This window comes from uncultured Campylobacter sp. (genome assembly GCF_937996225.1).
In the GTDB taxonomy this organism is placed as follows: domain Bacteria; phylum Campylobacterota; class Campylobacteria; order Campylobacterales; family Campylobacteraceae; genus Campylobacter_B.
Genome location: NZ_CALKTC010000019.1, coordinates 21,770 through 43,791 on the forward strand (window position 1 = coordinate 21,770; position 22,022 = coordinate 43,791).

Annotated in this window: 22 protein-coding genes; 13 read left to right on the forward strand and 9 right to left on the reverse strand. The window is 48.9% G+C overall.

Annotated elements, in window-relative coordinates; genetic code table 11:
* Positions 1–2 precede the first annotated feature (2 nt).
* From Q0174_RS02345 to Q0174_RS02385, 9 genes are all read right to left on the reverse strand, one after another.
* A complete protein-coding gene (locus Q0174_RS02345) occupies positions 3–632 on the reverse strand; it encodes a GDSL-type esterase/lipase family protein (RefSeq protein WP_298041438.1) in 630 nt (209 codons plus the stop codon).
* 287 nt (positions 633–919) lie between these two features.
* Positions 920–1,531 carry a L(+)-tartrate dehydratase subunit beta gene (gene ttdB / locus Q0174_RS02350; protein ID WP_298041440.1) on the reverse strand — a complete coding sequence of 204 codons (612 nt, stop codon included), beginning with the start codon at positions 1,529–1,531 and terminating at the stop codon, positions 920–922.
* Positions 1,528–2,427: a L(+)-tartrate dehydratase subunit alpha gene (ttdA, locus tag Q0174_RS02355; protein ID WP_298041443.1), complete on the reverse strand. Its 900-nt coding sequence runs from the start codon at positions 2,425–2,427 to the stop codon at positions 1,528–1,530. Before ttdA ends, ttdB begins: the two co-directional genes overlap by 4 nt.
* A gap of 11 nt (positions 2,428–2,438) precedes the next feature.
* Positions 2,439–3,752, reverse strand: coding sequence for a DUF2809 domain-containing protein (locus tag Q0174_RS02360; protein ID WP_298041445.1), 1,314 nt, complete (start codon positions 3,750–3,752; stop codon positions 2,439–2,441).
* A 30-nt stretch (positions 3,753–3,782) separates the two neighbouring features.
* Positions 3,783–4,529: a nickel pincer cofactor biosynthesis protein LarB gene (gene larB / locus Q0174_RS02365; RefSeq protein WP_298041540.1), complete on the reverse strand. Its 747-nt coding sequence runs from the start codon at positions 4,527–4,529 to the stop codon at positions 3,783–3,785.
* Positions 4,516–5,298: an ATP-dependent sacrificial sulfur transferase LarE gene (larE, locus tag Q0174_RS02370; protein WP_298041448.1), complete on the reverse strand. Its 783-nt coding sequence runs from the start codon at positions 5,296–5,298 to the stop codon at positions 4,516–4,518. The genes larB and larE overlap by 14 nt, the downstream gene beginning before the upstream one ends.
* The gene (larC, locus tag Q0174_RS02375) at positions 5,270–6,514 is read right to left on the reverse strand and encodes a nickel pincer cofactor biosynthesis protein LarC (protein ID WP_298041450.1); all 1,245 of its coding nucleotides are present in this window, start codon (positions 6,512–6,514) and stop codon (positions 5,270–5,272) included. Before larC ends, larE begins: the two co-directional genes overlap by 29 nt.
* A gap of 2 nt (positions 6,515–6,516) precedes the next feature.
* Complete coding sequence (gene larA / locus Q0174_RS02380; RefSeq protein ID WP_298041452.1) at positions 6,517–7,767, reverse strand: nickel-dependent lactate racemase; 1,251 nt, start codon at positions 7,765–7,767, stop codon at positions 6,517–6,519.
* Positions 7,768–7,976: 209 nt separating this feature from the next.
* On the reverse strand, positions 7,977–9,644 hold the full coding sequence (locus tag Q0174_RS02385; RefSeq protein WP_298028947.1) for an anaerobic C4-dicarboxylate transporter: 1,668 nt from the start codon (positions 9,642–9,644) through the stop codon (positions 7,977–7,979).
* 299 nt (positions 9,645–9,943) lie between these two features.
* Between Q0174_RS02385 and Q0174_RS02390 the strand changes: the two genes are divergently transcribed.
* From Q0174_RS02390 to Q0174_RS02450, 13 genes are all read left to right on the forward strand, one after another.
* A complete protein-coding gene (locus Q0174_RS02390) occupies positions 9,944–11,101 on the forward strand; it encodes a hypothetical protein (RefSeq protein WP_298041455.1) in 1,158 nt (385 codons plus the stop codon).
* 12 nt (positions 11,102–11,113) lie between these two features.
* The gene (nosZ, locus tag Q0174_RS02395; RefSeq protein ID WP_005870833.1) at positions 11,114–13,705 is read left to right on the forward strand and encodes a Sec-dependent nitrous-oxide reductase; all 2,592 of its coding nucleotides are present in this window, start codon (positions 11,114–11,116) and stop codon (positions 13,703–13,705) included.
* Between the two features lie 42 nt (positions 13,706–13,747).
* A complete protein-coding gene (locus tag Q0174_RS02400; RefSeq protein WP_005870834.1) occupies positions 13,748–14,524 on the forward strand; it encodes a hypothetical protein in 777 nt (258 codons plus the stop codon).
* Complete coding sequence (locus Q0174_RS02405) at positions 14,521–15,726, forward strand: nitrous oxide reductase family maturation protein NosD (RefSeq protein WP_298041457.1); 1,206 nt, start codon at positions 14,521–14,523, stop codon at positions 15,724–15,726. Before Q0174_RS02400 ends, Q0174_RS02405 begins: the two co-directional genes overlap by 4 nt.
* On the forward strand, positions 15,723–16,547 hold the full coding sequence (locus Q0174_RS02410; RefSeq protein WP_298041459.1) for a 4Fe-4S dicluster domain-containing protein: 825 nt from the start codon (positions 15,723–15,725) through the stop codon (positions 16,545–16,547). Before Q0174_RS02405 ends, Q0174_RS02410 begins: the two co-directional genes overlap by 4 nt.
* Positions 16,544–17,191, forward strand: coding sequence for a hypothetical protein (locus Q0174_RS02415; protein WP_298041461.1), 648 nt, complete (start codon positions 16,544–16,546; stop codon positions 17,189–17,191). Before Q0174_RS02410 ends, Q0174_RS02415 begins: the two co-directional genes overlap by 4 nt.
* Positions 17,188–17,634 (forward strand): cytochrome C, encoded by a 447-nt coding sequence (locus Q0174_RS02420; protein WP_298041463.1) that lies wholly within the window; start codon positions 17,188–17,190, stop codon positions 17,632–17,634. The genes Q0174_RS02415 and Q0174_RS02420 overlap by 4 nt, the downstream gene beginning before the upstream one ends.
* A gap of 3 nt (positions 17,635–17,637) precedes the next feature.
* The gene (locus Q0174_RS02425; RefSeq protein ID WP_298041465.1) at positions 17,638–18,540 is read left to right on the forward strand and encodes a NapH/MauN family ferredoxin-type protein; all 903 of its coding nucleotides are present in this window, start codon (positions 17,638–17,640) and stop codon (positions 18,538–18,540) included.
* 8 nt (positions 18,541–18,548) lie between these two features.
* A complete protein-coding gene (locus Q0174_RS02430; protein ID WP_298041467.1) occupies positions 18,549–19,187 on the forward strand; it encodes an ABC transporter ATP-binding protein in 639 nt (212 codons plus the stop codon).
* Entirely contained in the window at positions 19,171–19,836 is a 666-nt protein-coding gene (locus Q0174_RS02435) for a hypothetical protein (RefSeq protein WP_298041469.1), read from the forward strand. Before Q0174_RS02430 ends, Q0174_RS02435 begins: the two co-directional genes overlap by 17 nt.
* 7 nt (positions 19,837–19,843) lie before the next feature.
* On the forward strand, positions 19,844–20,014 hold the full coding sequence (locus Q0174_RS02440; RefSeq protein WP_298041471.1) for a hypothetical protein: 171 nt from the start codon (positions 19,844–19,846) through the stop codon (positions 20,012–20,014).
* Positions 20,015–20,490: 476 nt separating this feature from the next.
* Positions 20,491–21,318 (forward strand): ABC transporter permease subunit, encoded by an 828-nt coding sequence (locus Q0174_RS02445; protein ID WP_005870848.1) that lies wholly within the window; start codon positions 20,491–20,493, stop codon positions 21,316–21,318.
* A complete protein-coding gene (locus Q0174_RS02450) occupies positions 21,315–21,953 on the forward strand; it encodes a nitrous oxide reductase accessory protein NosL (protein ID WP_298041473.1) in 639 nt (212 codons plus the stop codon). Before Q0174_RS02445 ends, Q0174_RS02450 begins: the two co-directional genes overlap by 4 nt.
* Positions 21,954–22,022 lie beyond the last annotated feature (69 nt).

The following is a 22,022-nucleotide window of genomic DNA, read 5'->3' on the forward strand; positions in this document are numbered from 1 at the left end:
ACTTACCGCAAAAATCCCTGTTTGCGCATAAATTTTTCCAAGCTCGAGGTAAATTCGGCGTAGCCCGCGGCGTTAGGGTGGATCTGATCGGACATCAGGCGGCTTTGTTTCATCACGTCGCCCCAGGCGTCAGAGAGCAAAGGTACGCCGTGCTCCTTGGCTAGCTCCTTGTACAGCTCGTGATCGCTAAATATCCCCAGAGCCACGCCTAAAGTTAGCTTAGGAACGCCGATCAGCACCGCGCGGCTGCTGCTCTCTTTTACCGTGCACAAGATGGCGGCGATGTTGGCGCGCGCGGCGGAGCTAGGCTGTCTGCGCAAAAAGTCGTTGCCGCCGATGCTAACTATAACGAGCGCGGGCTTATATTCTCGCAAAAGTACTGGCAAACGCGCCAAAGCCTGCGCGCTAGTATCGCCCGAAACTCCCGCGTTTATCACCCGCCAGCCGCTCAAGCGCGCTAAATTTGCCGGCCACGCGCTCTGCTCGCTAGCGCCCACTCCCTGCGTGATCGAATCGCCCAAAGCAACCGCGACGCTGCCGGCCGGTAGCGGGCGTTCTTTGCCCTTGCCGCCGCAAGCCGCGATAGATAGCGCAACCAGCGCGGCAAGCAGTATCGCGTAAATTTTTCTCATAAAAGCTCCGTTGAGTGTCAATTTTAATTTAAAAAATCAAACTGCGCCGCGATAAATTTAATCGCCGCATGTAAGTAAACTCGCTCAAATTTATAAATTTGCGTAAATTTAAGATGCAGGCCGTCGCGTGCAAAAATTTGCACTAAATTTTAAAATTTAACGTAAATTCTAAAGTAAATTTCGTGCGCTCCACTGCGGCGTTTGCCACTCGCCCGCAATACGCCCAAAGCAGTTAAAATTTAGTGACCGATGGCAAAAATTTAAAAGCGCAAGCCACCCAAATTTAGCTACTTTATAAATCCGACCTGCGGTAAAATTTCAGCTAGCGCCGCGTCCTTTTTCTCGTTAAATTTGACCTTATTCTGCTCAAAAAGATTGTTTCCGTGCGCGTCAATCGAGACGATGAGCGGACCAAACTCCTTCACGCGGCACTTCCATAAGGTCTCTGGCATCCCAAGCTCCGTCCAGTCCGCACTCTCGATCTGCTCGACCTGCGTCGCGGCCACTACCGCACAGCCCGCGGGAAATACGCAGTGTATCGCGCCAAACTCCTTGCAGCCGCTCATCGTGCCCTCGCCCATGCCGCCTTTGCCCACGATCAGGCGCACGCCCGTTTTGGCGATAAATTCGCGCTCAAATTTCTCCATCCGCATACTAGTCGTCGGCCCCACGGAGACCATCTCAAAGCTTTTTTCGCCTATTTTTCTGATGATCGGTCCAGCGTGCAGGATCGCGCCGCCTCTGATGTCTAGCGGCAGCTCGCGACCCTCCTGCACGACGCGTCTGTGCGGCACGTCGCGGCAGGTGACGATGTGCCCGCTGAGGTATATGACGTCGCTGATCTTGATATCCGCTAGATCCTCGGCGCTGATCGGTGTGGTTAAAATTTTCTTACTCATAGCGCGAACTCCTTGTGCGATTTTACGGCAAAGCTTAGCTGCTCGTCCCAGACGATATGGCCTTTGCGGTGCGACCAGCAGCCCACGTTTACGGCGACGGCGATGACGCTTGGATGGCGGGCGCAGTTTTCGATATGTACGCCCATAACGGAGCTTGCGCCGCTCATGCCTTGCGGGCCTAGGCCGATTTTATTGATGCCCTCTTCGAGCAGCTTTTCGGTTAGCGCGGCTCGGTCGTTTGGATTGTGCGAGCCTAGCGGCCTCATCAGCGCTTTTTTAGATAGCAAGGATGCCACATCGATCGAGGTGCCCACGCCTACGCCCACTAGCAGCGGTGGACAGGCGTTTATGCCGTAGCTGGTCATGATATCCATGACGAATTTCACGACCCCCTCGTAGCCCATGCCCGGCATCAGCACGGTCGCCTTGCCGGGCAGGCTACAGCCGCCACCCGCCATGTAGGTGTGGATCTCGCACTCGCCGCTATCCGGCACGATATCCCAAAATACGCTCGGCGTGCCCTTGCCGACGTTTTTACCGGTGTTGTACTCGTCAAACGTCTCGACGCTGTTGTGGCGCAGCGGAGCCTCGCGCGTCGCTCGCAGTACGGCCTCGCGCAGCAGCTCCTCAAGCTCGCCGATGAGCGGAAAGTTCGCGCCGCAGCGCACGAAAAACTGGATCACGCCCGTATCCTGGCAGGACGGACGGTCTAGCTGCTTAGCTAGGCGCTGGTTTTCAAACATCGTTTTGTAGATCTCCCTTGCCAGCGGCTGCGTTTCGCGCTCGGCGAGCTCGCTTAGCTTCGCCGTCACGTCGTCAGGCAGCACCTTGCCCGTGTAGCCGACGAATTTCGCCATGATCTCGGTCATCTTTTGCACGGCTTTTTCTTTATCCATCGCTTCTCCTTTTAAATTTCGTCCTCTAAAAACGGCTCGGGATTTTTAAGCAACCAAAGCACGAACAGATATCTAAGCTTACCTACATCTTCGGCACGCCAGCTCTTTCTTAGATCATAAAACATCTTATCAAGCACGCCGTCATTTAGCTCATCTAGCCTATTGCCTAGCTTAAAATATTTTTTGATTTCGACGGCAGCTTCATCGGTATAATCGTCATCCCATAAAATCCAACTTCCGTATTCCCCGTTATAGTCCCAATGCCAATATAAATTAGTAGCCGCATGTATCATTTTATACTGCACGCTATCTTTTTGTCTTAAGAATTTCATCCAAAAATCATAGGTAAATTGACTGTATTCTTGCGGATCGTGTTTTTCCATATCCGTTGGATACTCGGGCACATATAGATATTCCAACCTTTTGCCGAAGCGGCGCCAAATATAAATTTGCGATTTTTTAGGTAGAAGATTGTATATATAGTTATACATTATTCCAAAATCGATATTAACGACTTCATTTACTTGTTCTACATATACCGAAGAAGCATAACCTTGATTGCCTACGATTATTAACTTTTGATACGGTTGTAAATTTTTATATACATACCACATAAAATTTCTAAGGGGCGTCTCGCCCTTTTTATTTTTAGCGTTTATGTCGCCGCCTTGCATGATGATCCATTCGATTAAATTCGCGCCCATATACACATAGGGTGAGTTTGGGTCTTTTTTCTTGATATCTTTGTCCGCATGTAGCATATGAAGTATCGTGTTGCCGTCTTTGTCAGTCGCATTTATATCGAGGGCTTGAAATACCGCTTTGATCTTTTCTTCATCGCCGCTTTGCAAAATTTCATTAAAATTTTTAGGCAACCTTTTACGCCTCCATAGTCGCGCCTTATCATAAATGATACTTTCAGATGCGTAAGCTAAAGCGCAGCCTATCGCGTAGCAGGCAATGTCCGTCCAATCAAACGTTCCACCAAAAATTATCCGCAATATAGAATTTTGGACGCCTAAAATTTCAAGCACTTTAAAATATTGTGCGATTTCGATAACTAGCGAGAGAGTAAAGATTGCTAACGCTAAAGCTTTAGGCGGCAGCCTAAACGCGGCTCGCCCGAATGCATAAAGCATCGCCGCGGCTAGCACATCGCCTAGATAGTAGCGTATGAAGCCGCCTTTGACGTAAATTGCGATAAAAATTTCAAATGCTAAAATAGCAATACCCGCCATCGCCCAGTTCATTCTAGTATCCCGACAATACTCACTTCTAGATGCGTCCGCAGGCGGAAGTATTGCTTTTTTCGTATCCTCTCGCAACTTTGCCCCTTACAAATTTTTTCTAAAATTTTAGAGATGATTTATCAGGCTCGCGTTATACGCGGCGCCGAATCCGTTGTCGATATTTACGACGCTAACGCCGTTTGCGCAGCTGTTTAGCATCGCTAGCAGAGCCGCCAGTCCACCGAAACTCGCGCCGTACCCCACGCTGGTAGGTACCGCGATCACGGGCACGCTCACGAGGCCCGCCAGTACGCTAGCTAGCGCGCCCTCCATGCCCGCCACCGCGATCACGACCTTTGCGCCGAGTATCTGCTCTAAATTTGCGATCAGCCTGTGCAGCCCCGCCACGCCCGCGTCGCTAAATTTGCGCGCGTCGTTGCCTAAAAATCGCGCCGTCTCGTACGCCTCCTCCACGACCGCGCCGTCGGCGGTGCCGGCAGATACTATCGCGATGTAGCTTTGCGTGAGCGCGGGCTCTTTAAATTTGACGCTGATGACGCGGCCGCGAGCGTTAAACTCCGCCTGCGGCAAGATTTCGCGCACTAGCTTAAAAACCCGCTCGTTCGTGCGCGTGATTAGGATATTTTGCCCTCTCGCGCCGATCGCACCAGCAATGCGTAAAATTTCATCATCCGTCTTGCCCTCGCCGTAGATCACCTCGCCCGCGCCGTTTCGCAATGCGCGCTGGGTGTCGATCTTGGCGCAGCCCACGTCCTCGTAGGGGTAGTTTTTTAGGTATTTTAGCGCCTCTTGCTCGCTTACGCGGCCGCTTTTTACCCCTGCGAAAAGCTCTAAAATTTCATCCTCTCTCATGCAAAACATCCTCTCTAAGCCCCTTTAGATCGAGCGTCACATCCGCTGCGCCCAGCGTCACGAGCTGCCTAACGACGCTTTTAAATTTCGCGTCGTTTAGGAAGTCCCGCATGCTAGCAAAGGGCATTTGCAGCTTTATATTTTTGCGGTCGCACCGCGCGCGGACGTTTGCGTAGCCGCTTGCGATGAGTAGATTTTCCGCGGCTTCGATCAAATTTAGCTCGCTCTGATCGATCTTGCGTCCGTGCGGCAGGCGCGTTAGCAAGCACGCGTAGCCTGGTTTTTCGGCGGTAGGCAAATTTAACTCACGTGAGAGCTCGCGGATTTCGGGTTTGGTTAAATTTATCAGTGGCGAGAGCACGCCCAGCTCCTCTTTGGCTTTGAGCCCCGGGCGGTATTCGCCTAGATCATCGCGGTTCGTGCCGTCTGCGACGCGGCTAAAGCCAAGCTCACGGGCGCGCTCGATTAGGCGCGAAAACACCGCTTTTTTGCACAGATAGCAGCGGTTTTCGGGATTGTTTTTGATCTCCTCTGTGACGCCGAGTTCTAAAATTTCGTGGCGGATGCCGTAGGTGCGTGCAAATTCCACGGCTTCTGCGATCTCGCGCGAGGACATGTAGGGCGATCGTATCGTTATGCCAATAGCACGCTCTCCCAGAGCGTCGTGCGCCGCACGCAGTAGCAGCGAGCTGTCCGCGCCACCGCTAAATGCGACCGCCAGCTCGCCCAGCCCGCGCAGATCAGCCTTTAGTTTTTCTAGTTTCGTCATAGATTTCTAGCGCCTCTTTTCGCACCCGCTCGATCGTCGTGCCGTGCGCGAGCGCCGCGGCCTTGCACTCGTCAAATTCAGGCTTTATTTTTTGCGCTTGCCCGTTGCCTGAAATTTTAAGCCCTATCTCGCCGAATTTCGTCTGCACCCGCACAAGCTCGCGCTTTAGCTCGGTTTTAGCAACCTCTACCTCGCGGACGCCGATCGCCGTCGTGTGCGTAAATATCAGATCCTTTAAATTTTGCGCGTCCTGCTTGCGGCACAGCGCGTTTAGCTCAAAGCCCATGCGCCCCTTTTTCATAAAAATAGAGCGGCTAAATACGTCTAGCGCGCCGTTTTCGCGTAAAATTTCGCATGCAAAGGCAAAGCTCTCGGCATCCATATCGTCGATGCTGGTGGAGATCAGAATTTGCTTACAAACCTCGTCGCAGCCCGAGCGCGCGCTTAAATTTCGCTCGTCCCCTTCGCCGCGCTCCTCATTGGTTTCGCAAAGCATCACTCGAAGCACGTTTGCAAAGTCTGCGGCATCTTTATCGCCTGCGCCGTAGCCGATCTTTTCGATTTTAAAGCTCGCATTATCTGCAAACTCGTCCGCGCAAGCCTTTAAAATCGCCGCTCCCGTGGGCGTAGTCATCTCGAAATTTGCGCGTCCGAGGCTTATGGGCACGCCTTTTAAAATTTCGCAGACGGCGGGTGCAGGCACGCTAAGCTCGCCATGATCGCATTTGGCTACGCCGCCGCCAAGCTCGATTTTAGAGCTTAGCACGCGCGAGACGCCTAAATTTTCAAAAAGATACTCAAAGCAGATCGCTGCGCCCGTGACGTCGGCGATGCTATCGATCGCGCCGATCTCGTGAAAATGCACCCGCTCTATCTGTGTGCCGTGGACTTTGGCCTCCGCCTCGGCAACGGTGCGAAATATCGCGCCCGCTCTTTGTTTGCAGCTCTGGCTTAAATTTGAACTCTCTAAAATTTGCCTGATGTTCGCGTAGCTTCTGGCGTGAGGCTGCGATTTTAGCGGTACTACGTCGATTTTTGTCGCGGCGATGCCGTTTTTTAGCACGTTTTTGCGCACGAGCTTAAATTCGCCATGCAAATTTAATTTCTCTAACTCGGCGCAAAGATAGCCAAAATCCACGCCAAGCTCCACCAGCGCGCCTAAATTCATATCGCCGCTGATGCCCGCGCTCGCGTCATAATATAAAATTTTAGCCAAACTTACGCCTTAGGCACCGTCATCGAGCCAAACGGCAGGATGATGATTTTAGCGTCCGCGCCCTTTTGCGCGAGCGCGTCGTCCACGGCTTTTTGGATGTCGTGGTATGGCTTTAGATGCACGGCGCGCATCTCATCGTCGCTAAGATCCGACACCGCCCAGGTCTGCGCCCAGAGCGATATTTCGGCCATCTTAGCTGCCTTGTGATAGCCGAGCTTAAAGCCCGCGCTGATCTTTTCGAGTACCTTTTTAGGCGTGTCGGCGGAGGCCATCAGATCAAAAAACGGCTTTGGTCCGATGCCGGTGCGGCACTTTGCGACCATTATTAAAATTCCGTCCTGCGCGAGTGCTAGTTTGCCGTTATCTAGGGCTTTTTGAGCTTGATAGAGATCGACGTCCATCGGATATGGCGCGACCGAGATCACGATGTCGGCCTTGCGCGGGATATTTACGCAAAATACCTCGTCTGCCTTTTTTACGCAGTCGTAAAAGCTATCGTTTAGATCGCCCGCGCTTGCGTAATACACGCCGTGCTCGCTATCAAGCACCGTCTGGATCGAAAAAACGTCGATGTGCGCTAGCACCTTCATCGCGTCTATCATATCCTCGTGCACTGGGTTGCCCTCTAGGCGCAGCGCCTGCGCGTCGGAGCTAAGAGCTAGTTTATGGTTTTGCGTGATGCTCTCATACGACGCCGTGCCCGGTAAAAATGCCTTTCTGCCGCCGGTGTAGCCTGCGAAATAGTGCGGTTCAACCGAGCCTATGACGATCACTTTTTTCGCCTCGGCTACGATTTTGTTTAGATACATCTGCGTGCCGTTTTTGCTCTCGCCTAAAAAGACCATCTCGTCGTGCTTGGAGTCGTGATCGTGAACTTCGTTTTTGGCTCTGATCTCCGCGTAAATTTCTTTGCCGAAGATCATCTCGTATTCTTCCTGCGTGCCCTCTCTGTGGCAGCCCGTGGCGATGATGAAAATTTTATTTTTCTCGCGGATTTTCGGGTAAATTTGCTTTAAAACTTTTGCGGTAGGCGTAGGCCTCGTGCCGTCGTTTACGATGATTACGATCTTTTCATCGCCTGCGATAAAATCATCGAAACTTTTTTGATTTATCGGATTTGCGAGAGCCTTTGCGATGAGCGCCGTTTCGTCAAATTTAGCCACGGGGTTGGGGTTAAAAACGCCGAGCAAATTTTTCTCGTTTATCTCTAAGCTTAGATGATCATCTTTGCCGTATGCGATAGGGATTTGCATATCTGCCTCCTATGTGGAATTTGGCGGGATTATAACGTAAATTTTATTTAAAACGAATTAGCCTCGCGCGGGTTATGAACGGAATTTAGAAAGCTTTAGAATTTAAAAATTTAGAGCATTTAAAATTTCAAAATTTTATAAAATTTTAAAAAGCCGCTGGGATTTGAAATTTAAAGCTCGCGAGTGTTGAACTCGCGAGCATATAGCTATTATAAATAGCCGTAAATATGAGCGAAGATAAAACCCATCGCGCATGAAGTAAGAACACCTATTAGCCCAGGGAAAATGAAGCTGTGGTTGATGACGAATCTGCCGATGTGCGTAGTGCCGGAGCGGTCGAACTGGATCGCCGCAAGATCGCTCGGATAGGTAGGTAGGATATAGTATCCGTAGCAAGCCGGTGCAAATGCAATAATAAGGCCCGGATCAATACCGATGCTAACCGCTAGCGGTACGAAAGTAGCAACCGCCGCCGCTTGAGAGTTAAGGAATTTACTAATTAGCAGCGAAACGATGACATATGTCCACGGATACGCCATAACGACCTTACCTAGCGACGCTTTAAGCATTTCGATGTGAGCGGTAAACATAGTCTCTGCCATCCATGAAATTCCATAGATCGCCACGAGCGCTATCATACCGCTATGAAAAATTTCATTTTTAGCGATATTGCCCGCTTTTATGCCCGAAGCGATCATCATGATGGATGCTGCAAGAAGCATGAAAATTTGAATGGTTAAGACCATATTTAAATTTGTGGTCTTTTTCATAGTATCTTTTACGACAATGCTTGCATTTGCGATACTTTCGCTCTTATCGCCTGTCGTGATGACGACATTTCCGTCTTGAGAGACGATGCTTTGAGTAAGCTTTTTATCTTTGTCGTAAATTTCGACGCTATTAAATTTCGTCGCATCTTTGGCTTTGGACTCTTTGACGTTTGAGACGACCTTGCCACCGTCTACCATGGAGATAACCTGACCATCTTTAATCGTGATATTTTTGACCGTTTTTTTATCGACGATGATCTCTACGGATTTGCCCGGGACATTTTTAGTCCACGCAGGACGCAAGCTTTTCTCGTAACCTAAAACCGCTACTAGCGCAATAGTGGCTAAGAATATCCACATGCAAACCCACTTAATCCTAGGAAGCTTTTGACCTAACAATGTCGTGCTTTCGCCGTAGATATATTTTTTCTGCTCTGGATCTTTGATCTTTTCTTGAAATTCCGGATCTTTATCTAGATCTTTACCTCTAAAAATCGACCACGTTCCGATCGCAAGCATACCGATGAAAGTAGAAGGGATTGTTAATTTAAGTAGATCCAAATACGTACTAAAGCCCTCGATATGCACGCCTTGACCTAGTAAGATCGCGACCATCGAAACGCCGGCAACCGAAACAGGGCTAGCGATGATAGCAAGCTGCGAGGAGATTGTAGAAGCAGCCATCGGGCGCTCAGGGCGAATCCCATTTTTAATAGCTACGTCATAGATGATCGGAAGCAGCGTATAGACGGTGTGTCCCGTTCCGCATAAGATTGTAAGCGTCCACGCAACAGTTGGAGCGATGATACAAACCATCTTTGGATGCTTACGAAGCAATTTCTCCGCTATTTGAAGCATTACATCAAGCCCTCCCGTAGCCTGTAGCGTTGCACTTGCTACGACAACTGCGAGGATAGTTAAAATAACGTCCACTGCCGGCTTACCCGGCTCTAATCTAAATCCAAACACTAAGATCACTAAGCCTATACCGCCTAGAATTCCCAGCGCCATACCACCTTTTTTAGCACCATAAAACAAACAGCCCAAGACTATAATGAGCTGCAAAAAGAATTGAGTGCTTTCAGACAAACTTGTCAGAAACTCCATAGTTTCTCCTTCAGTAAAATTTAAAACAAACTTTGGCGATTATACTAACTTTTTATTTAAACAAAATTAAAGGAGCGTTGCGAATTTTAAAAATCTGTCAAAATAAAAATTTACTGAAATTATAATTTTAAATGCGGAATTTATATAGCAAAAATGCGAAAAATAAAATTTTACTTAGAGCTATTTTTATATCGTAGAATTTCGTAACTTTTAAGAAATCTTAGAATTTCATTATAGCTCAAGCTTTAAACCGATTTTTAAGCCTTGGAGTAGTATCATTTCGCAAAGAGTGGATTAAGATGAATTTTATAAAATTTTGTATTGCCTTTTTGATTTGTTTATCGCAGATGGCAACAGCTGGCAGCTTTGATCTAAATGCCACGCTGCGTCTGGGTACATTCGACGCAAGCTCGCACCGACTGCTTTTATGCGGTAGTGGCGGCGAGCTTAGGATGTTTGATACTGCTAAATGGAATGTGGAGTTCGCGCAAAAATACAGCGATAATGAAATTACGGCTCTAAATTTCAAAAACGGCAAAATTTATCTAGCTTGGGGCGGAGCCGAAATCGCGGTGCTAAACGATAGATTAAAGTTTTTACGCACGCTTAAGACGGGACGTAGCGGTACAGCCCAAATAGATGCGATCTATGCCGCAAAAGACGTGATTTACGCGGTAGTGGATAAGAATCAACTAATAAGATTAGACGAGGACCCTGATAACAGCGCGGACGGCGGCTACGCCCCAGATGAGAATTCCACCGCGAACGGGCAATCTTTAAATAGAAATTCCATCCCCGATGGGCTGCGCGGAATTTCATTTCATTACGGCAGAATCAATGCCGTTAGCCTGGGCGCTAACGGACTTTGCGTCGCAAGCTGGAGCGGCGTAGCCTGTTTTAGCGCAGATCTCGTCGCGACTAAATTTAGCGGTATCAATGCCGCGCTTAATCGCGCCGCGCAGGGAGAGCTTAGTGGCGTGAAATCTAAAGATGCGGAATTTGATAGCACAAAAAGCGTGCAAGGCTCCGAGCCAAACGAAACTAAAGTTAGCGGCGCAAAGAGCGCGGAATTTCAAAGCTCAGAATTTAAAGGCGCAAAATTTCAAGACGAGGGGCTTAAAACTCAAAGCGAAATTTCAGCCGAAGCTGGCAATAAAAATTTAAGCGGCTCTATAGCCACTGCGCTTGCAGACTGCGACGGGACGCTGTTTGTGGGCGATATAGAGGGGAATTTTATAAATTTAAAAAGCGGCGAGCGCAAAAGCGTGGGCTCTTGGATCAAATCCATCGTGTGCGCCCGCGGCACGCAGTTTATCGCTACTAAAGATAAAATTTACGAAAATCAAAAAGTAGGATTAAAGGAGGTTGTGGATTTAAAAAGCGAATTTTTAGCGATGTACGCAGACGGGGAAGCGATCCTCGTAGTCAGCAAATCAGGTAAAATTTTAAAATTCTAAGAAAGGATTAGTATGTTAAAAAGTTTCAAACCCGTGCTTTTGGGCTCGGTTTTGTTCGCCGCAAGCGCCCTGTGTGCCGCGGATAGCGACCTAGAGCGCGTGATGAAAGAACGAAATTTAAGCGAAAAAGACGTTTTAGCGGCGGCTAAGACCTATCAGCCGACCGGTAGGAAGGACGATTATATGGTCTTCTCTTCCGGCGGTCAAAGCGGACAGGTGATCGTTTACGGCGTGCCGTCGATGAGGATCTACAAATATATCGGCGTATTTACCCCGGAGCCTTGGCAAGGATACGGCTTTGACGAGGAGAGCAAGGCGGTCTTAAGATCGGGCTCCATTAACGGCAAAGAGATCAACTGGGGCGATACTCACCACCCAAATTTCAGCGAAAAAAACGGCGAGTATGTGGGCGATTATCTCTTTATTAACGATAAGGCAAACCCAAGAATCGCGGTTATAAATTTATCAGATTTCGAAACCACTCAAATAGTCGTAAATCCGGTAATCAAAAGCGATCACGGCGGCTCTTTCGTAACGCCTAATACCGAATACGTCATCGAAACCAGCCAATACGCAGCCCCTTTTGATAACGACTGGCACCCAATCGAGGAGTATCAAGCAGTCTATCGCGGTGCAGTAACGCTATGGAAATTTGACTACGATAAAGGTAAAATCGACGTAAATAAATCCTTTTCTCTAGAGCTTCCTCCATATATGCAAGATCTAAGTGACGCAGGTAAGGGCGAAAGCTTCGGCTGGGCGTTTACTAACAGCTTCAACTCCGAAATGTACACAGGCGGCATCGAAAAGGGTCTGCCTCCTATGGAAGCTGGCATGAGCCGCAACGATACCGACTACTTGCACGTTTATAACTGGCAAATTCTAGAAAAGCTTGCTCAAGATAGCAAAAACTACAAGGTCGTAAACGGACACAGAATCGTTACAATAGACGCCGCTGTAAAAGCGGGAGCGCTATTTTTGATCCCTGAGGCTAAATCTCCTCACGGCGTTGACGTTAGCCCTGATGGCCGCTATATCATTATCGGCGGTAAACTAGATACTCACGCTAGCGTTTACGATTTTAAAAAGATCAAAGAGCTAATTGATAAAAAAGAATATGCAGGCAAGGATCCATACGGAATTCCGATCCTAGATATGCAAAAGACGCTTCACGGACAAGCAGAGCTTGGTCTTGGACCTTTGCATAACACCTTCGATTCGCAAGATGGCGTAATCTATACATCGCTTTACGTTGATAGCCAGATCGTAAAATGGAACTACAAGACGCTAAAGGTTTTAGATAGGATCAACGTTCACTACAATATCGGTCACCTTGATTCTATGGAGGGTAAATCCTCTAAGCCTGTCGGCAAATACGTAATCGCGCTGGATAAGCTTTCGATCGATAGATTTAATCCTATCGGACCGCTTCATCCGCAAAATCATCAGCTCATCGACATTACAGGACCTAAAATGGAGATGCTTTACGATCTTCCTATCGGTCTAGGTGAGCCGCACGACGTAGTTTCTATCGCAGCTAGCAAGCTTCATACGAAACCTACCTATACTATGGGAACAAACTCCCGCACCGGCAAGCAACACCCTGCCATGACGTTAGCGGGTCAAGAGCGCATCGAGCGCGACGGCAAAAACGTAAAAGTCTATGCTACGGCGATCCGCAGCCATATTAATCCTGAGCACATCGAGGTTAATAAGGACGATAACGTAACGATCTATATGACAAATTTAGAGCGTGCCGAGGACGAAACTCACGGCTTTACGGTTGATGATTACGATCTGCATATGTCGCTTGAGCCGGGTAAGACTGCGAGCGTAAATTTCATCGCAGATAAAGAGGGCGTATTTCCTTTCTACTGCACGGAATTCTGCTCTGCGCTGCACCTTGAGATGTTTGGATATCTATACGTAAAAGATCCGAATAAAAAATACACTTCAGCTAAAGCTTCTATGCTAAAAGCTCTTAGCCCAGAAGCTCTAAAAGCCGAATACGACAAGGTAGTAGCTACGAATAAAGCCACCGACGACGTTATTCAATCAGTCGTTAAATTCTTAAAAGAGAAAAACTACGAGAAATATCCTAAGGTCAAGGCTTTAGTCGATGACGCGCTGGATCAATACGGCAAAATTCCTGAAACCAAAGCCAAGGCAGACGCCGCGGTAAAAGCCGGCGATATGAACGGCGCGATACTTTGGGAAGGTCAAGTTTGGCAGTACCTAGTAAAAACCGCAGATGTCGGACTTCGCGCTAAAAACAACCTGATCCGCGAGCTCTCCACTCCTATGAGCGAGGCTGCATCTAACGGCGAGAAGGCCTACCTACGCGGAGGCTGCAACGGCTGCCACGTCATCGGTCAAGTAAGCTCCGGTCCTGATCTAACAGGCGTCCTACTCCGCCATGAAAACGGCGAGAAATGGGTAGCTGATTTTATCAAAGACCCTGCTAAATTCTACGAAGACGACTACGTTAAGGCAATGATAAATTACTTCAACCTTCGCATGCCAAATCAGCATATGAAAGACGAAGAGATCAAAGATATCATCGAATACCTAAAATGGGTCGATGAGAACGCGGGTCTTAACTAGCCCCACTCTCCCCCGCAAGGGGGAGAATTTAAAGGAGATGAAATGCCAAAATATAAAATTTACGCGATTTTAGCGCTGCTTATTATGACGGTCGCTTTTACCATCCCTACGCTCGGATTTTTCAAAGTCCAAGGCAAAATCGTATCGGGGCAGGTTAGCAGCGTCTCGCAGCTGCCCGCATACTCCGCACCGATATGGAATTTTTATACGAAAGCATCGTATAAAAATCACCTAATTCCTAGTGATGTTAAAAATGATCTAGGCGCGATGCTGGAGCATAAATTTGAAGTGGGGGTCCCTAGCATACCGGTGTGGAAAATTTCACTCGAAGCGCCGAACTATCCAAAAGAGGCTTTCCCCGATGGAATTCCACTTTACGTCCACGTTGACGGCTTTAGCGGCGATGTCGGCGAGATGAATACCCTAAACCACTATATCGGAATGTATCCCGTCTGGCGCGGCGGCACGCTCGAGCACTCGCTATCGCCGTATTATCTCATAATCGCTACGATCGGCATGCTTGCGTTTTTGTACTATGATGGCAAGGGGCAGACTCTGCTTATGATCCTGCCGATCATTGCGCCGCTTATCTTCATCGGCTGCTATGTGGGTTGGCTGTATTGGTTCGGACACAACCTGCAAGACTGGGGCGCGTTTAAAATAAAGCCTTTTATGCCTACAGCATTTGGCGACGGCAGCGTAGCGCATTTTACTACCCATTCATATCCGGCTCTTGGCTTTTGGCTGATGCTGGCCCTGTCGCTGCTATCGGCGTTAGCTCTACTATCTAAGAAAAAATTCCTACGAGAGCATAGATGAGGCTTTTGCTTCTAGCATTCTCGCTCGCGCTAAGCTTAGGCGCAGGCGAGCTTCAAGACGCGATCGATAGCGCAAAAGCGGGCGATATTATAGAACTAGCCGCGGGCGAATACCACGGCAACGTTTTAATCGATAAGCCCCTTACTATCGACGGACTAGACCGCTCCGCCGTGATCATAGGCGATCGCAACGGAACGGTCATCCGCGTCCGCTCTCCGCATGTTACAATCAAGAATTTAACAATTCAAAACGGAGGCTTCGAGCATCTTAGCGAGGATGCAGGGATCAACGTAAGCGACGTAAACAGCGTAATCATAAAAAATAATCTCATCAAAGACGTGCTCTATGGCGTCGTGCTAAGCAAGGCAAACGACGTAACGATCGAGGGCAATGAAATTTCGAGCAATGCCTACCGCACGAGTTTCAAAGGCGACGGCATCAAGCTTTGGTATTCCAATGCCAATAAAATTTTAAATAACGACGTCCACAACGTCCGCGACACCGTTTTTTACTTCTCAAACGGCAATCTCGTCGCAGGCAATAAAGGCCATAGCTGTCGCTATTCTCTGCACTTTATGAACTCCGGACATAACGTCGTGGAGGATAACTACTACGACGGCAATAGCGTGGGATTATTTTTTATGTTTTCAAGCGATAATATCGCCAGACGTAACGTAGTGCGCAACGCAGACGGCGCTTACGGCGTAGGCATAGGTATGAAGGATAGCTCAAATTTCAGGGTTACGGATAATAAAGTCGTTTACAACGCCCGCGGATTTTATCTGGATCAATCCCCCTATCAGCCGGGCTCACTTAACGTTTTTGAAAACAACGATATCGAATATAACAGCATCGGCGTGCAATTCCACGCCACGCAGCTAAAAAGCGTATTTAAAAACAATAAATTTAAAGGCAATATGGAGATCGTACTGAACGATACGCCCCAATCCAAGCTCTTGCAAAACGAATGGATCGGCAACTACTTCGACGATTACGACGGATTTGACCGCGACGGCGACGGCTACGGCGACGTTAGCTACAGCTCATACGCCTACGCGGATAGGCTTTGGGCGTATAAACCGAATGTGCGGTTTTTTTACGGCTCCAGCGGGATCGCGCTTTTAAATTTCATCTCCAAGCTCGCTCCGTTTTCAGAGCCCGAGCTACTGCTAAAAGATCCAAAACCCAGGATGAGGCAATGATAAAGAATAGACGCGAAGCGATAAAACTACTCGGCGGAGCGCTCGGAGTACTCGGGGCAGCGAGCTTATTTGCGGATGAGAATTCCACAAATTCCGTAAATTTTACGGGCGGCGAAGCGCAGAATTCCGGCGCGTCAAATTCCGTAAATTCTGCGGGGCAAAATTCCGCACCGAATTCTATAAAACAAAATTTTGCGGAAAATTCTAGCGGAGATTCCGCCTCTTTATATCTGCGCCCGCCCGGAGCGCTAGCGGAGCGCGGCTTCCGCAGTAGCTGTATCAAGTGCGGCCAATGCGTGCAGGTCTGCCCCTATCACAGCATCTATCTGCTGGATATTACCCATCTTTTTGACATCGGCACCCCGGTCATTGACGCGAAAGAGCGGGGCTGCTATCTTTGCGGCGCGCTTCCTTGCGTGCTCGCCTGTCCAAGCGGCGCGCTTAGCCACGAGACGAACGAGCCTAAAAAGGTTGCGATGGGTATCGCCGTGATTAAAAATTTAGACGCCTGTTTGGCGTATCGCGGGCAAACTTTAAAGTCTAGCGATCTGCGTCTAAAGCCCGCCAAGACCGAGCAGGAGCGAGAGTTAAACTCCGCGCTGGCGGCAAAAGAGGGCAAGGCCTGCGATCTATGCGCATCGCTGTGCCCTTACCCGCAGCCACTTGATGCCATAGCTATGATAAAAGCGGGCGCGCATTTCGCCCCGCAGATCCGTAGCGCTTGCGTCGGCTGTGGCGCGTGCGCAGAGCTCTGTCCGGCGCGTATCATCGAGATAATCCCGCGGGCGGATTATAAATCAATCTATGAAGGAAAACAATGAAAAACTCTATTAAATTCTACCTCTACTCGCTAGCTGCGGCGCTTTTGCTGTGCGGCTGCGGAGATGATGGCGATTCAGGCTCTGCCGCGACAAGCTCCGCAGGGCAGAATTCCGTTTCACAAGGCTCCGCAGGGCAAAATTCTGCAGATCAGAATTCCGCGAGTGTAAATTCCGCATCGCAGAAAGCGGATCAAAATTCTACCGCCAAGCCTCGCATAAGCGTCAAAAGCGGCGAAGCGCCCAAGAAGGACGATAAGTTCGTAAGCTACGATTTTTACGGCGAGCGAAAGGTAAATTTTAACCTAAACGGCGATGTAAACGAAACGACCAAAAATATCGTGGCGTATTCGAGCATCAAAAATCAATATGAAAAGCTAAATTTCGACCTGATGAAAAAGCGCCTTGGGCACGATTTTATCCTGCGCTGCTCGGCGTGCCACGACGACTACGCAAACGGCATCATCGGTCCGTCGCTTCTGGATAAAACCGACGCGCAGATCGTGGATATGATTAAAAAGTATAAATTCAAAGAAAAGCCTAATCCTCTTATGGTGCAGCTCGTAAACGGCATGAGCGAGCAACAGATAGAGACGATGGCAAAAGAAATTTACGAGTTCAACCGACAATTTAAGGAGCAGAAATGAAACCGGGCAAAATTTTAGCTTTGATTTTGGGTGTAGCACTGATCGCGCTGATGATCTTTATGGCTAGTTCGGACGATTCTAGCGCGCCGCAGCAAGAAGTCAAGCCGCAGGTGCAAGCAAAACCGGCGCCGCAGAGCAAGAGCGTCGATCTCATCGACGATAAGGACGTAAAAAATATTAAAATTTTAGAGCAAAGCGTCAAAGAGCGCGATTTTAAGGTTAGTAGCTCCTATCTGGTAAGCTGCGCGCCCTGCCACGGCGATGACGGACGCGGCAAGATCGCTCCGCCGATCGGCAGCAAGAGCAAGGATCAAATTTTAGCAAGCCTCAAAGATTATAAAGCGGGTAAGATCAAAAACAGCCTGATGAGCGGACTTTTAACTAACGTAAGCGACGAGAACCTAGATAAGCTCGCGGATGAAATTTCAAAATTTAAAGAGTAGCTCTTGGATAAATATAATTCGCGATGCACGATCAAAAATACGAGCTTTTTCTCGACATTCGCGCTTAAAAATAAAAGCGGCAAATGGCGTCCCAGCATTCGGGCGCTGCGCTACGCCACGGTATTTTTGGTGCATCTGCTTTTCGTGCTTTCCTTTCGCGCGGATATTCAAATTTTAGAAGGCGACATCAGCGGCTCGCGAATACTTGGCTTTCACTTAGCAGATCCTTTCGCGACTCTTGAGGTGATCGCCGCGCACAAGGATTTGCCAATAAATTTGCTCATCGGCTCGGGCACGATCTTGCTGTTTTACTTCATCACGGGCGGCAAGGCATTTTGCTCGTGGATTTGCCCTTACGGAGCGCTTAGTGAGATCGGCGAGAAGCTGCATAATACGCTAATTGCCAAGCACGTCATCAAGGAACGCACCCTGCCTCGCGGTATGCGATATGCGATCTGGGCGCTGTTTTTGCTGCTAAGCGCGATTACGGATCTACTCGTTTTTGAAATTTTTAACGTAGTTGGAATTTTATCGCGCCTCATCATCTACGGCTTCTCGCTGGCTGGGCTTTGGATCGTTTTTGTGTTTTTGCTCGAAGTATTTTTTAGCAGACGGGTATGGTGCACGCACCTATGCCCGCTAGGCAGCACCTATTCGCTTGCGGCGAAAGCTAGCCTTAGCAAGATTACTTGGGATAAAAGCAGGTGCGATCACTGCGGCGTTTGCCAAGACGTCTGCTTCGTCTCGCACGTACTGGATATTACCAAAAAAAAGGCATCCGAAAACCTGGGCGATAAGAGCAAATTTATGCTAAAAGGGATCGACTGCACGCTGTGCGGACGCTGTATCGACGTGTGTCATCAAGACGCACTGAGTATCGGTAATAAGCTAAAAGATATGATCTAAGGAAGTCTATGATAGAGATTAAAAACGTAAGCAAGAAATTCGCAGATCAATTCGTTTTAAAAGATATCGATCTAAATATCGCGGACGGCGAGCAGGTGCTTTTCGTCGGGCAAAACGGCGCGGGCAAAAGCTCGCTGATGCGGACGATTTTAGGCGAATACATACCCACAAGCGGCAGCGTCGCTATCGACGGATTTGATTCATTTAAGCAGCGCAGCCGCGCTCTACGCGGTATCAGCTTCGTGCCGCAAACCCCGCCGCCGCTTAAGCTGAGCCTAAATGAGCTCATCTACTTCGCCGAGCGCACGGCGGACGCAAGCAGAGCGGATATAGTAAAATTTTGCGGTGAAATGGAGCTTGATCTGAGTTCAAATTTAAACAAACCCTTTCATAAGCTATCCGGCGGTATGAAGCAGAAATTTTTAATTGCGCTAGCATTCGGCAGAGCTAGCAAGGCGATGATTTTCGACGAACCGACCGCCAATCTCGATCCGAGCGCGCGCGAGCGTTTTAAGACGCTTTTGCACAACTGCGCAAAAGATAAGAGCTTGATCTTTATCTCGCACAGGCTCGAGGAGGTGGGAGGACTGGTAAAAAGAATGATTTCAATGGATCTAGGGAGGATCGTAGATGACAAAAATGTTTAAAATTATGCTTTGTGCGCTTGCGGCACTTACGTTTTTAGGCTGCGGCGACGAGAAAGACTACGGCAACGTCCACTACGACAGAGACGTATGCGAGCACTGCCAGATGGCGATTAGCGACAACCGCTTCAGCGTCGATGTACGCGTGGACGGCAAAAATCACTACTTTGACGACATCGGCTGCTTAGTGGATTTTATGGTGACAAACGATAAACTAAACTGGCTAAAGGATGCCAAAATTTACATCAATGACGCTAGCGGCAACGGCGAGTTTATCAACGCACGCACGGCGCACTTTTATCGCGGTTTTAAAACCCCTATGTCGTTTGGCTGGGGCGCGTTTAAAAACAAGCAAGAGGGCAAGCAAGACTTCAGCTTCGATCAGGTAGTCGCGGCGCTTAAAGCAGGCGGCGGCTCGCACGGCATGGGAATGGGCGATATGGGTCGCGATGCGCACGGCAATATGGGAAGTATGCATGGCGATATGGGCGGCATGAAAGACCCTCACTCCGCAGAGCACGGCATGAGCGAGCCTAAGCATGATATGGGCGGCGGCGATGCAGGCAGCACGGCACATCCTCAAGGCTCGCCGCACGATATGCACGAAAGCGGCGGTGCGACGCACGGTATGCCTTCAGGGCACTCGCATTAAGGACGCTTTGGCTAAGACGAATTTTAAGCGGCTCCGTTTTGTGCTAAATTTAAAGCCTAAATTTCAGCGTGCCGCCCGCACCGTCATAGATGAGGTAAAATTTTACTTCGCGACTTCGGCGCGAGGCAGAGATGGGTCTAGAAAACGACCGCTAAATTTTATCTCGCGATACGGCTAAATTTAACGCACGGCGCGAGATTTCGTTCTGCCGAATTAAAGTTTACGCAGACGCTCCGGTTTAAAATTTCGCCGTAAATTTAAAATTTATCCGGTGCGAAATTTGTCGCTTCGGGATTTTTAGAATTTTAAAATTTATGCCGCGGGATACGCCCGGCTTTGAAATTTTACGAAGCTGAAATTTAAGCGCCCCCGTCAAACGGCTAAATTTAAAACTGCGGCGGACGACGGATAGCGGGCTGCGAACGGCGCGCTGTTTGCAGGCGCCGCAAGCGAGCCGTAAATTTAAAATTTATGCGCGAGGCGCAGTCGCAAGCGGCGGATAAAATTTTTGCCGCCCGTTTAAACGCTCGGCAAGCGAAATTTAAGGCTGTAAAATCCGCGCTGCAAAACGGTGGAGCCGAGCTTAAAAACGCGCATTTAAGCCGCGCGAGAAATCTAAATTTAAAGCGCGCCTAGGCGCAATAAAGGAAAAGAATGAAAAATTTACTCACCATCGCCGCTTTGGATATCAAAGAATCCTTCCGCTCGCGCTGGTTTTTGCTCTATCTACTGATTTTTAGCGGGCTCGTGGCGGCGTTTTTCATCACGGGGGTGACCGACTCGCGCGTGCTCGGTTTCAGCGGGCTTTCGCGACTGCTGCTGCTGTTTATTCAGATATGCATCATCATCCTGCCCGTCTTCGTGCTCGTCACCACCAGCAAGGCGATCCTAGCCGACCGCGACCTAAACATCTTAGAATACCTGCTAAGCTTCCCGATCTCGCAGGCGCAGTATTATTACGGAAAGGCGCTGGGAAGGCTATTTGGAGTGTTCGTGCCGATATTTTTGTCGCTGCTTTTGGCGATCGTTTGGGGCGCGATCAAAGGCACGGGCATTCCGTGGGCGATCTGCCTGCTTTATACGGGGCTGCTTTTTAGCTTGTGCGCGGCGTTTTTGGGGATCGCATTTTTGATCTGCGCCGTTTCAAAAAGCCAAGAGATGGGGCTTGGGCTCGCGTTTTTCGTCTGGCTTTTCTGCCTTGCGTTTTTGGATCTCGTACTGATCGGACTGCTCGCAAAAACAGGCGTGAACGAAAATTTGATCTTTGCGATCGCTCTAGCAAACCCGATGGAGGACTTCCGCATTGCCGCTATCAGCCTGTTTGATCCCGATCTTGCGGTCATCGGTACAACGGCGTATTTTATCCTAGATCACTTCGGGCGCGGGCTTTTCATCGCCTTTTCGCTGCTCTATCCGATCGCGCTGGGCGCGGCAAGCCTGATTTTGGGCTATTTTATCTTTAGATCAAAGGATTTGGCGTGAAATTTCCACTCATTTTAGCGGCATTTATAGCGCTTTGTGGCGCAGCTGAGATGCAAAATTCCGCGGCGCAAAGCTCTAGCTCGGTACATAATTTGAGCGCGCCTGATAGTATAAGCTCTGGCTTGGCGCAGAATTCTAAAAGCGTGCGCGATCTTGCGTGGCTTAAAGACGTAAATCTTACCTGCGCCAAATACGGCATCGATACTAGCACGCACCCTGAATTTCGCGCTTACGCAAGGCTCAAAGACGGCAGTGCGCTCGCGTTTGCTTCGCCCAAGGCGATGTTTGCATATTTTTTCGAGGGCGAAAATTTGAGCGGCAATAACGGCGGCGCCTCCGCAGAGGAAAATTTGATGAGCAAAAATCCCGCTAGCGGCAATTTAGGCGAGTCAAATTCCACGAACTCAAATTTCGGCAGCGCAGAGCTTTACGTCACCGATTACGCAAGCGGCGAAATTTTGCGGGCGCAGGACGCGTTTTATGTTTTCGGCAGCGTGCTACAAAGCGCCAGAGGCGACGATCTCATCACGTTTGCGAGACTGCGTGACGCGCAGGACTTCATGCGCGAGAAAAAGGGGCATAAAATTTTGCAGTTTCGCGAAATTTCCGCCAAGCTAATCGATTATCTAAGATGATTGAGCTGCTTGGCGAAATTTAAATCCAGCTATTTTAGTATATTTTATTCATAAAATTTATCTTTTATT

What these genes read in the sequence shown, in the direction of transcription:
- Q0174_RS02345 (WP_298041438.1), bottom strand. Translation starts at nt 632, where the DNA reads ATGAGAAAAATTTACGCGATACTGCTTGCCGCGCTGGTTGCGCTATCT.
- ttdB (WP_298041440.1), bottom strand. Translation starts at nt 1,531, where the DNA reads ATGAGTAAGAAAATTTTAACCACACCGATCAGCGCCGAGGATCTAGCG.
- ttdA (WP_298041443.1), bottom strand. Translation starts at nt 2,427, where the DNA reads ATGGATAAAGAAAAAGCCGTGCAAAAGATGACCGAGATCATGGCGAAA.
- larB (WP_298041540.1), bottom strand. Translation starts at nt 4,529, where the DNA reads ATGAGAGAGGATGAAATTTTAGAGCTTTTCGCAGGGGTAAAAAGCGGC.
- larE (WP_298041448.1), bottom strand. Translation starts at nt 5,298, where the DNA reads ATGACGAAACTAGAAAAACTAAAGGCTGATCTGCGCGGGCTGGGCGAG.
- larA (WP_298041452.1), bottom strand. Translation starts at nt 7,767, where the DNA reads ATGCAAATCCCTATCGCATACGGCAAAGATGATCATCTAAGCTTAGAG.
- Q0174_RS02385 (WP_298028947.1), bottom strand. Translation starts at nt 9,644, where the DNA reads ATGGAGTTTCTGACAAGTTTGTCTGAAAGCACTCAATTCTTTTTGCAG.
- Q0174_RS02390 (WP_298041455.1), top strand. Translation starts at nt 9,944, where the DNA reads ATGAATTTTATAAAATTTTGTATTGCCTTTTTGATTTGTTTATCGCAG.
- nosZ (WP_005870833.1), top strand. Translation starts at nt 11,114, where the DNA reads ATGTTAAAAAGTTTCAAACCCGTGCTTTTGGGCTCGGTTTTGTTCGCC.
- Q0174_RS02400 (WP_005870834.1), top strand. Translation starts at nt 13,748, where the DNA reads ATGCCAAAATATAAAATTTACGCGATTTTAGCGCTGCTTATTATGACG.
- Q0174_RS02405 (WP_298041457.1), top strand. Translation starts at nt 14,521, where the DNA reads ATGAGGCTTTTGCTTCTAGCATTCTCGCTCGCGCTAAGCTTAGGCGCA.
- Q0174_RS02410 (WP_298041459.1), top strand. Translation starts at nt 15,723, where the DNA reads ATGATAAAGAATAGACGCGAAGCGATAAAACTACTCGGCGGAGCGCTC.
- Q0174_RS02415 (WP_298041461.1), top strand. Translation starts at nt 16,544, where the DNA reads ATGAAAAACTCTATTAAATTCTACCTCTACTCGCTAGCTGCGGCGCTT.
- Q0174_RS02420 (WP_298041463.1), top strand. Translation starts at nt 17,188, where the DNA reads ATGAAACCGGGCAAAATTTTAGCTTTGATTTTGGGTGTAGCACTGATC.
- Q0174_RS02430 (WP_298041467.1), top strand. Translation starts at nt 18,549, where the DNA reads ATGATAGAGATTAAAAACGTAAGCAAGAAATTCGCAGATCAATTCGTT.
- Q0174_RS02435 (WP_298041469.1), top strand. Translation starts at nt 19,171, where the DNA reads ATGACAAAAATGTTTAAAATTATGCTTTGTGCGCTTGCGGCACTTACG.
- Q0174_RS02445 (WP_005870848.1), top strand. Translation starts at nt 20,491, where the DNA reads ATGAAAAATTTACTCACCATCGCCGCTTTGGATATCAAAGAATCCTTC.